The sequence below is a fragment of the Acinetobacter sp. ANC_7635 genome (genome assembly GCF_056779945.1).
Genome location: NZ_JBWYIS010000007.1, coordinates 136,325 through 150,462 on the forward strand (window position 1 = coordinate 136,325; position 14,138 = coordinate 150,462).

Consider the following 14,138-nt stretch of genomic DNA (forward strand, 5'->3'; position numbering starts at 1 on the left):
TAAGTTTTGCGTCCATTTTCAGTTTGTAAAATTCACTTTTAGGTGCGTTTTGCGCTATGCTGTGCGCTAAATTTTTTAACCGTTCTCTTGTATTACGTATATGACTACTCACATTGACTCTGAATACCAAGCCAGTGCGATTGAGCCCCAAGTTCAACAGGACTGGGAATCTCGCAAAGCCTTTAAAGTTGCCGACACTGTAGAAGGTCCACGTCGATATATCCTCTCGATGTTCCCTTACCCAAGTGGCAAACTGCATATGGGTCATGTACGTAACTACACGATTGGTGATGTGATCAGCCGCTTCCACCGTCTAAAAGGTGAAACTGTATTACAACCAATGGGTTGGGATGCGTTTGGTTTACCTGCTGAAAATGCTGCGATTGCACACCAAGTTGCACCGGCAAAATGGACCTTTGAAAATATCGATTACATGCGTAATCAGCTTAAAAAATTAGGTCTTGCGGTGGATTGGGATCGTGAATTTGCAACGTGTACACCAGAATATTATCGCTGGGAACAATGGTTATTCGTTCAGCTTTATAAAAAAGGCTTAATCTACCGTAAGCTTTCAACGGTAAATTGGGACCCTGTAGACCAAACTGTACTTGCAAATGAACAAGTAGAAAATGGTCGTGGTTGGCGTTCAGGTGCATTGGTTGAAAAACGTGATATTCCAATGTACTACTTCCGCATTACCGATTATGCACAAGAATTACTTGACGATTTAGATACCTTAAAAGACGGTTGGCCACAACAAGTGTTGACCATGCAACGTAACTGGATTGGTCGCTCACAAGGGATGGAAATCACCTTCCCTTCAGCAAATCCTGAAATTTATGCAGATGGCTTAACAGTCTTTACCACGCGTGCCGATACCTTAATGGGCGTTACGTATGTTGCAGTTGCAGCAGAACACCCTATGGCGCTTAAAGCTGCTGAAACTAACCCTGAATTGGCTGCATTTATTGAAGAATGCCGTATGGGTTCTGTGGCAGAAGCCGACCTCGCTACTGCTGAAAAGAAAGGCATGGCAACAGGTTTGTCAGTTAAGCACCCTGTAACAGGTGAAGAAGTTCCTGTTTGGATCGCAAACTATGTATTGATGTCATACGGTTCAGGTGCGGTGATGGCGGTGCCTTCACACGATGAACGTGACTTTGAATTTGCCAATAAATATGGTTTAACCATCAAGCAAGTGATTGATGCTAAAGGTGCTGATGATGCAGACTTTGATGCAACTCAGTGGCAAGAATGGTACGGCTCAAAAGACGGCAAACTGGTTAATTCAGGTGAATTTGACGGTTTAGATTTCCAAGGTGCATTCGATGCATTCTTAGCGAAACTAGAACCTCAAGGTCTTGCCAATGTAAAAGTTCAATTCCGTTTACGTGATTGGGGTGTTTCTCGTCAACGTTATTGGGGTTGTCCAATTCCAATGATTAACTGTCCAACTTGTGGTCAAGTACCAGTACCTGAAGATCAACTTCCTGTTGTACTTCCAACTGACGTTGTGCCAGATGGTTCAGGTAACCCTCTCAACAAGATGCCTGAGTTCTATGAAACGAAATGTCCAAGCTGTAACGGCGACGCACGTCGTGAAACAGATACGCTGGATACATTTGTAGAATCATCTTGGTACTATGCGCGTTATGCATCTCCTGACTATACTGGTGGTATGGTTAAACCTGAAGCGGGTCAAACGTGGTTGCCTGTAAACCAATACATCGGTGGTGTTGAACACGCGATTCTGCATTTGTTATATGCACGTTTCTTCCACAAATTGATGCGTGATGAAGGTGTAGTACAAGGTAACGAACCATTCACCAACTTGTTAACGCAAGGTATGGTACTTGCTGATACCTATTACCGCGAATCTGAATCAGGTAAGAAAACGTGGTTCAACCCTGCGGATATCGAACTTGAGCGTGATGAAAAAGGTCGTATCACATCTGCAAAATACAAAGGTGATGGTCAAGACGTTATCGTTGGCGGTCAAGAAAAAATGTCGAAATCGAAAAATAACGGTATCGACCCACAATCTATTATTGACCAATACGGCGCAGATACGGCACGTGTATTTATGATGTTTGCTGCGCCACCAGATCAATCTTTAGAATGGTCTGATGCAGGTGTAGAAGGTGCTAACCGTTTCTTAAAACGTGTATGGCGCTTGGCAACTGGTTTCCTTGAACAAGGTAATACTGCATCAGCGATTGATAAAGCTGCGCTTTCAACTGCGGCTCAAGACTTACGTCGTAAGACTCACGAAACCATCCAAAAAGTGGGTGATGACATCGAACGTCGTCATGCATTTAACACTGCGATTGCAGCGATGATGGAACTTCTGAATGCAAACAATAAGTTTGAAGCGAAAGATGATAACGATGTTGCTGTTGCACGTGAATCTATTACAACGCTTTTAACTTTGCTTGCACCATTTGCACCGCATTTAAGTGAAACATTATTGGCGCAGTTTGGTATCGAGTTAAATGCAACATTATTCCCAATCGTGGATGAATCTGCATTAACACGTAATACGCAAACAATCGTGGTTCAGGTGAATGGTAAACTTCGTGGTAAGTTAGAAGTGTCTGTAGATGCATCTAAAGATGATATCTTGGCAATGGCAAAAGCATTACCTGAAGTTCAACAGTTCTTAACTGGCCCAACTAAGAAAGAAATTGTGGTACCAAATAAATTAGTGAATTTGGTGGTTTAAGAACCTTAAAGCCTCCCTGAGTAAGATATAAAGCACAGCTTTAGATCAAAGCGCAAGAAAGGGAGGTTTGGAGGGATTTAATCTCCCTTGCGAAGCATTGCTTCTCACCTCTTTTAAAAGGAGGGGAATATAAGGATTTCACAATTCCCAAACAAAGCCCGTTGCCAGTCAACGGGCTTTGCACATACAATCAGAATATTCAAAATTTATCCTGCGTCTCAGGAAATACACAGAGGATCTACAATGCATTTGAGCAAACGTTTAGCTATTGCTGTTCTAACTTTAGGCTTAAGCGCAACTATGGTCGGCTGTGGATTTCATCTAAAAGGGACCAATCCAACTTCAACGCCACTGGCTTATACAAAGCTTGAATTAGCACTCCCTGCCAATACTTCTGATTTAGAGCGTAAACTCAGTGTTTATCTCACTGCTGCAGGTGTGCAACTAAGTAACTCTAACGATGCATATGTATTGCGTATCATTGACTATAAGCCAATTCGCCATGAGCTCAACGGCAAACTCATTGAAGTTCTACTCAGACTTTCTGTGACTTTCCAAATCGAAGATCGTCAAGGTAACTTGGTGACAAAACCTCGAACTTTAAATGCGACACGTACATATCAATATAATGTTGCAACCGTGAACACAGATGATCAACAAAATAAATATCTCAGTGAAATCTTAATTGACGATGTCGCTCAACAGATCTCTCGTCAAATTGCTGCAAACCGTCTGCCAAAAGCAGAAGCAAATGTACTGTTACCTGTGCAACAAACTTTTGAACCTACTGCTTCTGAAAATCCGTAACTCAGAATGAAGTTAGATTATCTACAAGCATTAAAACGTGTAAACGAAGCACGTGGTGCATGGGTATTACATGGTCAAGAACCTTTACTTGAGCAAAATCTTTTAGATGCTTTCCGTCAAAGTTGGATCATCAATCACGTGGAAAGAGAACGCTATGACATCCAAAGCGTTGCTGATTGGAAAAATGTATTTAATGCACTCAACAGCCTTTCTCTTTTTTCACAAAATCTCGCAGTAGAGGTCCATGGCAACATTAAGCCAGATGCCAATGCGTTAAAGTTACTCAAGCATTATATCCAGCATAATGAACACAACTTGTTGTTGATCATTATGCCTAAGCAAGATAGTAGTAGCTTAAAGTCGGCGTTTTTTCAAACGATTGAAGCCAATGGCGTCTTGGTTCCTCTTACAGCAACTTATGCGCAAGATCGTCAGCGTATACTCAGCATAGAAGCTGATAAAATTGGGATTCAACTGAGCCAAGATGCATGGCAATGGCTCGAAGTCCACCACGAACATAATTTATTGGCTGCTAAAAACAGCTTAATGCGTCTGGCAGACACGTTCCCCGATGTACAGCATCTTGAAATGCAACATTTGCTCGAATGCTTACAAGATCAATCACGCTATACCACTTTTGACTTAAGCGATGCATTAATTTCAGGCAACCTAAGCCAAGCGATCAAAATATACCAATATTTAGTCGAAGCTGGCGAACCACATAGTTTGGTCTTATGGACGGTAAGCAAAGAAATGCGCTTACTGATGCAACTTTTTGAGCAACCACAAAATGCATTACAACTCGGCATCTGGAAAACCAAAGTCAGTCTTTATCAACAAGCCTTGAGACGTCTTAATCCCAAGCAATTTCTCACATGGCCACAATTGCTATTAAGAATCGATGCTGCCATCAAAGGCAAAAATAATGAAAATCCAGAACACCTCATACAACAAGCCATTGCTGAATTATGTGGAAAAACCTTGTTTGCTTAGTTAACGAGCAAGGTCTATTTATAACTATAAAAATGATTATTGATTTTATTTAAGAAAAATACACTTTTTATCCTTATTTCATCATTATAATTCTCTCAATTTCCGTCATTTTTCAATATCGCCATGCAAAAAATAAAACCAACGAAATTGATTATCATCGCGATCATTACGATTGCAGCTATCGCTTTAGCTTGGTATTTCTTTAAACCTAAAGATGAGCAACCTCAGTTTATTACCGCTGAAGTGACACGTGGTGATATTGAAAACTCTGTCCTTGCAACAGGTGTATTAGAAGCGACCAAAATGGTTAGCGTTGGTGCACAGGTTTCAGGTCAGGTAAAAAAAATGTATGTACAACTGGGTGATCAAGTCAAACAAGGTCAACTGATTGCTCAAATCGATTCCGTTCGTCAGGAAAATGATCTAAAAACAGCTGAAGCCAGCATTAAAAATCAGTTGGCTCAATTGGCAGTCAAACAAGCAAATCTGACTAAAGTTGAGGCGGAATATAATCGCCAAAAAGCCATGTATGCCCAAGATGCAACTTCTCGTGCCGAATATGAGTCCGCATTAGCAAGTTATAAAACTGCTCAAGCCGATATCGTCGCGATGAATGCTCAAATCGAGCAATCTCGTTTATCACTGGCTACGACTAAAGAAGATTTAGGCTATACCCGTATCGTTGCTCCGATGGATGGCACAATTGTGGCAATTGTGACTGAAGAAGGTCAAACAGTGAACGCGAATCAAAGCGCGCCAACCATCGTGAAATTAGCAAAACTTGACACCATGACGGTTAAGGCTGAAATTTCTGAAGCAGATGTTATGCGTGTTGAGGAAGGTCAAACTGTTTATTTCACTACTTTAGGTAATAGCGAGAAAAAGCATTACGCAACACTGCGTCAAGTTGAACCTGCACCTAACTCAATCAATACAGAAACCAACAACTCAAATTCATCTTCATCAAGCACAGCTGTGTATTACAACGCTCTATTCGATGTTCCTAATGAAGATGGAAAATTGCGTATTGATATGACTGCACAAGTTTATATCGTGTTAGATGAAGTAAAGAATGCACTGACTATTCCATCTTCTGCTGTTCAAAGCTCAAATCGTCCTGCTCGCCAGCGTGGTGCAAATGCGGGTTCAAATGCACAAGAACGTAATGAAAAAGCTCGTGGTGAAGGGCGTGCCGAACGTTCATCAGCTGATCGTCCTAAGCGTTTAGAATTAACCGCTGAGGAAAAGACATTAGTCGATCAAGGTAAAGCTTCCATGGCTATGGTACGCGTACTTCAAGCAGATGGCACAGTCAAACCGACCCCTGTTCTTATCGGTCTAAATAACCGTGCAACAGCACAAGTTTTACGCGGTTTAAAATTAGGCGATAAAGTTGTAATTGCGGATGGCTCTGATTCATCAAATGACTCAGCTAAACGTGGCGCACGTGGTGGCGCTGGTCCAATGAGAATGTAATTATGAGTCAGACGAGAACACCTCTACTCGAGGTCAAAAACCTGACCCGTGAATTCCCTGCTGGTGAATCTACTGTGCAAATTCTAAAAGGGGTAAATCTTGAGATTTATCCTGGAGAATTGGTTGCCATTGTAGGTCAATCAGGCTCAGGAAAATCAACACTGATGAACATCTTAGGATGTTTAGATAAACCGACCAATGGTAGCTACAAGGTTAAGGGACGCGAAACACGTGAGCTAGAACCAGACGAACTTGCTCAATTACGCCGTGAATATTTCGGATTTATCTTCCAGCGCTACCATTTACTTGGTGACTTAAATGCAGCTGGTAATGTCGAAGTCCCTGCGATCTATGCCGGCGCTGATGCTTCTGAACGCCATGATCGTGCGGTTCAACTTTTGTCCGATTTAGGGCTAGGTGAAAAAACCCAAAACCGCCCAAGTCAACTTTCAGGTGGTCAGCAACAGCGTGTTTCGATTGCTCGCGCGTTGATGAATGGCGGTGATGTTATTCTCGCCGATGAGCCTACTGGGGCATTAGATAAAAACAGCGGTATTGAAGTGATGCGTATTTTACGCGAGCTGAATGCCAAAGGTCATACCATCATTCTCGTTACTCATGATCACAATGTTGCCAAAAATGCGACTCGTATTATTGAGATTTCAGACGGTAATATTATTTCTGATGAACCCAATGTTCCTGAGATTGATGATGGCTTTGAACGTGAAGAATTGATTCGTGCTGAGCAAAAGAAAACATCGTCTTGGCGTTCAGCTTTAGACCGTTTAGGTGAAGCTTTCCGCATGGCGCTTCTGGCCATGAATGCTCATCGAATGCGTACTTTTTTGACCATGCTCGGAATCATTATCGGGATCGCATCTGTCGTTTCGGTTGTCGCACTTGGTAATGGATCACAAAAACAAATTTTAGAAAATATTAGTAGTTTGGGCACCAATACCATTACGGTCTACCAAGGACGTGGTTTTGGTGATAACTCCCGATCTTCTCAGGCCAAGACCTTAATCCCTGCTGATGCTGATGCATTAGCGGAACAGCCTTATGTCGATGGAGTCAGTCCTTCAGTCAATAGTTCTGTCACAGGAAGATATAAAGATGTAGAGGCATCCACGACAGTCAATGGCGTGAGTGAAGACTTTTTCTATGTGCGTGGTTTAACGTTTAAATCAGGTCAACCATTTGACAAACATAGTGTTACTGAACAAGCCCAAGATGTTGTGATTGATACCAATACCCAAAAGACATTCTTTAGCGATGGTACGGATCCTATTGGACAAGTAATTCTATTGGGCAGTGTACCTAGTCGTATTATTGGTATCGTAGATGCTCAACAAGGTGCAATGGGTAATTCAGATAGTCTTAATGTCTATCTCCCTTACTCAACCGTCATGAGTCGAATGCTTGGACAGTCGAATGTGAGAAGCATCATCGTTCGTGTAAAAGATGAATATTCAAGCACTGCTGCTGAAAATGCAATCTTGAATTTACTCGTTCAACGCCACGGGGCGCAAGACGTGTTCACTCAAAATGCGGACAGTATTCGTGAAACCATCCAGCAAACTACCGCTACAATGACTTTACTCATTTCTGCGATTGCTGTGATTTCTTTAGTCGTTGGTGGTATCGGTGTCATGAACATTATGTTGGTGTCTGTCACTGAACGAACGCAAGAAATTGGTGTGCGAATGGCCGTGGGTGCTCGACAAAGCGATATTTTGCAACAATTCCTGATTGAAGCCGTATTAGTGTGTATTTTAGGCGGTATCCTTGGGGTGTTATTATCACTGGGAATTGGTCAGCTGATTACACACTTTGCTGGTGGCACGTTCCAAATGGCGTATTCAACCACATCAATAATAGCTGCATTCGTTTGTTCAAGTTTAATCGGGATCGTATTCGGTTTTATCCCAGCACGAAATGCTGCTCGTTTAAATCCTGTCGATGCACTGTCAAGAGAATAATAAGGTATAACTATGCGTAATCAACTTCATAAACTGTTCATGACCTTAGCATTAACAGGCTCTTTAGTCGGCTGTGCGGCTGTAGTGAAAACGCCTTATCAAGCTCCTGCAGCCGATATTCCACAGGGCTTTCAAAACAGCCAACAACACAGCCAAAATATCCACCAACAGGCTTTTCATGATCAATGGTGGACATTATTTGGTGATGCACAGCTCAACCAATTGGTTGAACAAGTGATTGCCCGTAATACTGATTTAGCTGTTGCTGGGATTAATTTGCAACAAGCACGCATTCAAGCCAAGCAATCTGAAAGTCAGCAAGGTGTGCGTATTGGCAATGCAGGTGCATCGGTCGGTCATCGTTTTAGTTTAGATGGTGATGGTGATTCTTCAAATGGTATTTCACTGAACTATCCTGGCTTAAGCTATGAGCTGGATTTATTCGGTAAATTGGCCAATCAAACTGAAGCATCTCGATGGGAAGCACTTGCGACTGAGCAAGATTTACAAGCCACTGCACAAAGCCTGATTGCAACAACTGCACAATTGTATTGGCAATTGGGATATCTTAATGAACGCCTATCTGTGGCTCAACAAAATTTGGCGAGTACGCAGAAAACTTATGAATTGGTGCGTACCCAATATCGTGCTGGGGCTGTCTCTGGACTTGATTTGACTTCAGCCGAACAAGCAGTTCAAAGTCAAAAAGCTACGTTAAGCCAGATCGAACAGCAAAAAGTTGAAACACGGACTGCTCTTGCAGTTTTACTGAATCAACCTGTTCAACAGTTGAATATTGCGGAGCCACAGCGCTTACCACGTTCTGCCCTACCTCAAATTCAATCGGGCTTACCTGCTGAACTTTTATCCCGTCGTCCTGACTTGCAGGCAGCTGAGTTACGTTTACGTAAAGCATTGGCGAACAAAGATGCCAATAAGGCCAGCTATTATCCTTCGATTAATTTAACTGGCAGCATTAGCACAGGAGGCGCAAGCACATCACTCAGCAACGTGCTGTCGAATCCTGCTGCGATATTGGGTGCGGGTCTTACGCTCCCTTTCCTGCAATGGAATGACATGAAGCGTGATTTGCGTGTCAATGAACTTGAATATGAAAAGTCTATTATTCAATACCGTCAGACGCTATATAAAGCATTTGCCGATGTTGAAAATGCGTTATCCGCACGTAATGAAATAGACAAACAAGTCGCTTTACAAGAACGTAATGTTCAACTCGCTGAGAAAACGGAACAACTCACCCAAGTCCGTTATAAAAATGGTGCTGTGGCGCTGAAAAATTTGATCGATGCCCAGCGCACGACACGTGAAGCACGTTTAAGTTTGGTTCAAGCCAAACAAACTCAGTACAATGCTTATGTGACGTTATTGCAAGCATTGGGTGGAAGTCCGATTCAGCAATTGCCTTAAACAAAAAAGCCCGAAAGGGCTTTTTTATTATAGAAAATTCCAAAACTTCAAATAATTATCAAACCCACGTCCTCGTGTTTGCATAATAAATTCAATAAACGAAGTAAAACACAATAACCCTATATAAGCGCATAGAATACATATTAAATAGTGAGTGAGTCCAAATTTATTTGAATTTAAGCTAACACCTTCAACCTCACAAGCATCATGATCATCTTTAAAAGAATAATTTCTATTAAACACATGAATAAATAGATTACCTAATAATGAAATAAGATAATAAAAGAAAAAGAAAGATCGAGCATAGTTAATAATTTTGTTTCGTTTTAAACTTCCAGCCTCATCAACCACATATTCATATTTCGAATTAATATTATTTTCTTTAAAAACATAATCATTGTCAAAGAATGTATACCAAGATTTTTTAAATATACCAAACACTTTTGAATAATAATTTTTTTTCTTAATATGTTTATATTCCTCACCTTCCATGTAATTCACTACAAATTGCCAACAAGATGAAAACTTCAATAGATCTTTTTCATCACTGACTTTTCTAACCAAATAAAAAGGTTGCTCAATATCTTCCTTAAACTTAAATTTAATTTCATGATATTCGATATCTGACTTTATATTTATTTTCTCTACAGTCACATTTAAATCATCCCAATCAACAACAAACTCTTTATCATCAATTTTAGGGAAATATACTTTTTTTAAAGTTCGATTGAATCTAATGGGAAATTGACGAAATGAAATAAAATTTTTCACTCCAATCAACCATATTATGAATATAAATCCTCCAATAAGTATAAACACTGATAATACTATAAAAATATACTGATCTTGTAAAAATTTAGTGAATAAAGCAGGTATTAAATAAGTTAGTGGCATTAAAATAAAAAATAGGCCGATTAAGCCTAATCCTACAATTCCGCCTCTTCCATAAAAACTTTTATCATAAAATTCAATACAATCATTGGTTAATTCTCGAATATAACCATAATCAACAGGCTCTACCTTAGGTAAGTCTTCAATTAAATACGACTGTAAGTGATCTATATTCTGAGCTTTCGGATATTTGGTAGTAACACCATATAGCTTATGATAGAGCATAATATTCCTATTGAGCGATTGCTTTTAGTGAAATGTCAAATTGGGATTTCAATTGATCTAAAGTTTTGTATCTATCATTTTTTAGAGTCCCGAACGAGCTCCTTTCGACCCAATCTTGTAGTGCATTATCTTTATATTTAGCTATCATAATTGACAATCCTATCATCACACCTGCGATAATTAATCCATAAACTCCCAAAATGCTTAATCCTTTGAATAATGCATAACTGAAACCTAAGCCAAGAATTCCATTTATAAATTGTAAAGTCATTAATTTGTAATTACCTTCTACACGAGAATCGGTAGCGTCTAATAAATCCATGACTCCAACAGCAAGAGCAGCTCCCCCACCTAGCAATCTAGCACTTAGGTTAAGTGAAGTTTTCATAAATCCAGCTTGTTTTGTAAGAACATCACCAAACTGTGCAAACGAAGCAATTGCTGCCATCGCACCTGCATAAGCTCTATAACTATTATTCCGGGCATCATGCGCCATCACTTCATCACCATAGGCATCATCCCATAACTTTACAAAAACCCAAGTTTGGAATGCACCAATAATTAAAGAACTACCAGCTAAAAACATCTTAGTTACATTGGGGGCAGATCTATTTAGAGTTTCTTGAACTGACGTTTTTACTCTATCACGCCATTGCAGATCAAAATCACTTGAAACCGCATTTTTAAGATCTATATTATCTACTGTCACCGCTTTTAAAGCTTGTTCAAAACTATCAACATTCTTAAAAACCCCTTTTACAATTACAAGGTTTCTTTTCACCACATGTTTTTTCAAATTCGTTTTTGTTGCTAAATCCAAAATATGTTGATCAATCATGAATTTTAAATTTCTTGGATCTGTTTTAATACTCTGCGCTAAAGCAGGATTTTCTCTGGCTGCTGCTAGAATCATCTCTTTTCTTAACACTGAAGCCAATTTACTTGTTCTGATGTTATTTGTAATAAATGGTTCGAATTTCACTCTGTACAATCCAGCATAACTGATTGCGGCTAAACCTGTATTTAATCCATTTAATATACCTTGAGCTAACAGTATATATAAGGAACCAAAAACGACTGCAAAACCACTACCTAATTTATCAACATGACCCTCAACAGTATTTTGAAATGCACCTGCGAAACTTCCCCAAAGCCCATCCCAGGGTATATCTCTAAACTTATTTTCAACATCTGGTTTTAGTTTTTTAAATGAATCTGTCACCTTCGCCTTTAAAACATCTTGATTCAATACAAAAACATTTAGCATATAATTTTTTGAAGAGAATTCATTGTAGCTCATCATCTTTAACAATTTATTTTGAATATTATCAAGCACCCCCATACTACCTAACATCAAAATAATTTCTTTACCGTAAGCTATGCCACTATTCATATCAGATGAATCAAACTGATTAGAAAAGTATGCTACTACTCTATTACAATCCAACCATTTTTCATAAATTTTCGACAAGGGTAAAACATTATTTTCATGTAGCCTCTTCTTTTCATCAGAAAATTTTTTCAGCCAATCCTTTCTTTCTGAATGATCAATTTTACTATGATATTTTCTCCATTCTTCTTCGATCTTTTTTCTCAAATCCTGATGTTTGCTAATTTCAAAATCATAGTCACTTTTTTTCCATACATCACCAGATTTTAAAACTAAATCTGCAGCTCGAGATCTTTGAGTCTCTTTATCTCTAACCTCACCAAACTTATAATTTAATACAAGCCCTTCTCTTACACCCTCTTCAAGAGCTAATAAAGTTTGATGAGTAAATGATTGCTTTTCGTATCCTTTAATAGAATTAGCTGCTACATATTTTTTCTCAACAGCGGTTTCAATTTCTGCCATTAACATGACTGGATCATGTAATGCAACCAATAATCCTTTTCCTTTATTCAATCTTTCTGCTGTATTAAATAAGTTTTTTTTGAATCTACTTATTACCTCATCATGTATTTCCATTATTTTATTAATTGGAACATATTCTAAACCTGTAGTAGACCCTATTGATATCTTAGTCATATGACTACGAAACTTTGAATCTTTGATATGATTATCGATAGTTTTTTTTGTCCATTTATGTGCACTAAAACATATCCAGACATTGCGTTTAGTGTTAGCTTGAGGAACGGTAATTAACATTCCATTTAGTACTCGACTGCCATCAGTGGAGCAAATTTTACATATTGTGTTATTAGTTGATGATAATTGACTAACTTTTAATGTATTTGTTAAACCATGTCTGCTATAACAGGTTATCTCTTTAGGTTTTAACTCATCATAAACATATATATACCCTAAATTTCTCAGACTTTTTAATTCATACGAACCTTTGCCAGAAAGATCTGGATAATTATTAGGCTTATTTATAATTAACTTTCTATTTGTAGATGAGTGATATCCAATTCTAGTTAAATATATTGGCAATCCCTTTTTATTACATGTTTTACAATTTGAATTGTCTGGAAGTTTAGACATCATATTCACCATATATTTTACTCAATATTAAATTTACATCTAATACTGAATTATCTACTTCATATCTAAGTTTCTCATTGATTATTTCAACATCACTTAAATTTATTTTAAAATTATTTTTTTTCGAAAGATTTAACCTGTACCAACCACCATTTATAGATATACTCCAACGTTCAATTTTATTTGATAGATTCAAAAAATTCGGAAATACAGCAGCTAAATGAAGAGCAACTCTCGGATCGTAAACCCTAAAAACATTTTTTTTATTAAAGGATATAATAGAATCAAGAAATAAAGAAAACTCATCAAAATTCAATTTAGTTTCTATTAAATTTTGCAACAAATAAATTTTATCAAATTCAGAAAAATAGGAATGCGTAGTAATTGAAATTAAATCATCCCATATCATTTTTTTCTTATCAAAAGACATTTTGTTCAAATCAATTAATATAGGGCAAATATTTTTATTTTTAAAAACATTTAAGCCCACAAAATAATATGTTAAACCAAATTCATCAAAAAGTTTATGCAGTTCTGGCCAAAAACCAGACTCTAAGATTGCATAATTAGCCTCAGTAAATTGATTAAAATCTAAAGTAATTTGGCTTATTGTATCAATCGAGTTCAATTGCGGCACTTCCACTGTCTGATGCATCTAATGCTTTATACTCACACATAAGACTTGGTAAACTTAAATTTATATTATTACTTACCACAGGTCCTACGAACTTATGTTGCCCCGCTTTCGCCTCAAACTTCCCGCCAGTCGTTGGTAATATCCCAGAACTATTTAGTTTCACTTGTGAGCCGCCTGCGGTTAGATTAATTTCATTCGGACTAGTGATATAAATCGTATCCTCCGTCGAAATAATCTGCACACCCTTTCTTGCAATCAGATCAGCACCATCCCCTTGCGCTTGAATCTCAATCTTGCCTTTGCCTGCATAGAGTCGTGCCCCTTCTTGCGCGGCAAATAAGCTGATCTTTTTGCTGGCATGTCCGATGATGCTGTCTTGCGTGCTGGTGTTAATGCTTCCTTGTGCAATCTGGTTGATCTGCCCATCTGCACTGAGGTGGATGTCTTCGTTACTTTCTACGGCAATTGAACTTGGTGAAGCCAAGAGCATGATCG

General features: G+C 38.7%; 10 protein-coding genes. 6 read left to right on the plus strand and 4 right to left on the minus strand.

Annotation, left to right across the window (positions count from 1 at the left end; all coding sequences use genetic code 11):
• Positions 1–100: 100 nt before the first annotated feature.
• The 6 genes from leuS to AC1M89_RS09670 all read left to right on the plus strand — a co-directional run bounded on the left by leuS (position 101) and on the right by AC1M89_RS09670 (position 9,405).
• Positions 101–2,722, plus strand: a complete 2,622-nt coding sequence (gene leuS / locus AC1M89_RS09645) for a leucine--tRNA ligase (protein ID WP_481614143.1) — start codon at positions 101–103, stop codon at positions 2,720–2,722.
• 243 nt (positions 2,723–2,965) lie between these two features.
• Positions 2,966–3,529 carry an LPS-assembly lipoprotein LptE gene (locus AC1M89_RS09650; protein ID WP_481614144.1) on the plus strand — a complete coding sequence of 188 codons (564 nt, stop codon included), beginning with the start codon at positions 2,966–2,968 and terminating at the stop codon, positions 3,527–3,529.
• A gap of 6 nt (positions 3,530–3,535) precedes the next feature.
• On the plus strand, positions 3,536–4,522 hold the full coding sequence (holA, locus tag AC1M89_RS09655) for a DNA polymerase III subunit delta (protein ID WP_481591673.1): 987 nt from the start codon (positions 3,536–3,538) through the stop codon (positions 4,520–4,522).
• Positions 4,523–4,645: 123 nt separating this feature from the next.
• Positions 4,646–5,998 carry a MacA family efflux pump subunit gene (locus AC1M89_RS09660; protein WP_481591672.1) on the plus strand — a complete coding sequence of 451 codons (1,353 nt, stop codon included), beginning with the start codon at positions 4,646–4,648 and terminating at the stop codon, positions 5,996–5,998.
• A gap of 2 nt (positions 5,999–6,000) precedes the next feature.
• A complete protein-coding gene (locus tag AC1M89_RS09665; RefSeq protein ID WP_481610172.1) occupies positions 6,001–7,977 on the plus strand; it encodes a MacB family efflux pump subunit in 1,977 nt (658 codons plus the stop codon).
• A gap of 12 nt (positions 7,978–7,989) precedes the next feature.
• Complete coding sequence (locus AC1M89_RS09670) at positions 7,990–9,405, plus strand: efflux transporter outer membrane subunit (RefSeq protein ID WP_481609045.1); 1,416 nt, start codon at positions 7,990–7,992, stop codon at positions 9,403–9,405.
• Between the two features lie 27 nt (positions 9,406–9,432).
• Here the strand turns inward: AC1M89_RS09670 and AC1M89_RS09675 are convergent, their stop codons facing one another.
• From AC1M89_RS09675 to AC1M89_RS09690, 4 genes are all read right to left on the minus strand, one after another.
• The gene (locus AC1M89_RS09675) at positions 9,433–10,521 is read right to left on the minus strand and encodes a hypothetical protein (protein ID WP_481614145.1); all 1,089 of its coding nucleotides are present in this window, start codon (positions 10,519–10,521) and stop codon (positions 9,433–9,435) included.
• Positions 10,522–10,528: 7 nt separating this feature from the next.
• Entirely contained in the window at positions 10,529–13,006 is a 2,478-nt protein-coding gene (locus tag AC1M89_RS09680; RefSeq protein WP_481614146.1) for a T6SS effector BTH_I2691 family protein, read from the minus strand.
• Complete coding sequence (locus AC1M89_RS09685; protein WP_481614147.1) at positions 12,999–13,649, minus strand: hypothetical protein; 651 nt, start codon at positions 13,647–13,649, stop codon at positions 12,999–13,001. Before AC1M89_RS09685 ends, AC1M89_RS09680 begins: the two co-directional genes overlap by 8 nt.
• Positions 13,621–14,138: DUF2345 domain-containing protein (locus tag AC1M89_RS09690; RefSeq protein WP_481614148.1), on the minus strand; the 518-nt coding region annotated here is incomplete at its 5' end. The genes AC1M89_RS09690 and AC1M89_RS09685, both read right to left, overlap by 29 nt.

Coding starts and splice junctions, on each gene's coding strand:
- leuS (WP_481614143.1), top strand. CDS start 101: ATGACTACTCACATTGACTCTGAATACCAAGCCAGTGCGATTGAGCCC.
- AC1M89_RS09650 (WP_481614144.1), top strand. CDS start 2,966: ATGCATTTGAGCAAACGTTTAGCTATTGCTGTTCTAACTTTAGGCTTA.
- holA (WP_481591673.1), top strand. CDS start 3,536: ATGAAGTTAGATTATCTACAAGCATTAAAACGTGTAAACGAAGCACGT.
- AC1M89_RS09660 (WP_481591672.1), top strand. CDS start 4,646: ATGCAAAAAATAAAACCAACGAAATTGATTATCATCGCGATCATTACG.
- AC1M89_RS09665 (WP_481610172.1), top strand. CDS start 6,001: ATGAGTCAGACGAGAACACCTCTACTCGAGGTCAAAAACCTGACCCGT.
- AC1M89_RS09670 (WP_481609045.1), top strand. CDS start 7,990: ATGCGTAATCAACTTCATAAACTGTTCATGACCTTAGCATTAACAGGC.
- AC1M89_RS09675 (WP_481614145.1), bottom strand. CDS start 10,521: ATGCTCTATCATAAGCTATATGGTGTTACTACCAAATATCCGAAAGCT.
- AC1M89_RS09680 (WP_481614146.1), bottom strand. CDS start 13,006: ATGTCTAAACTTCCAGACAATTCAAATTGTAAAACATGTAATAAAAAG.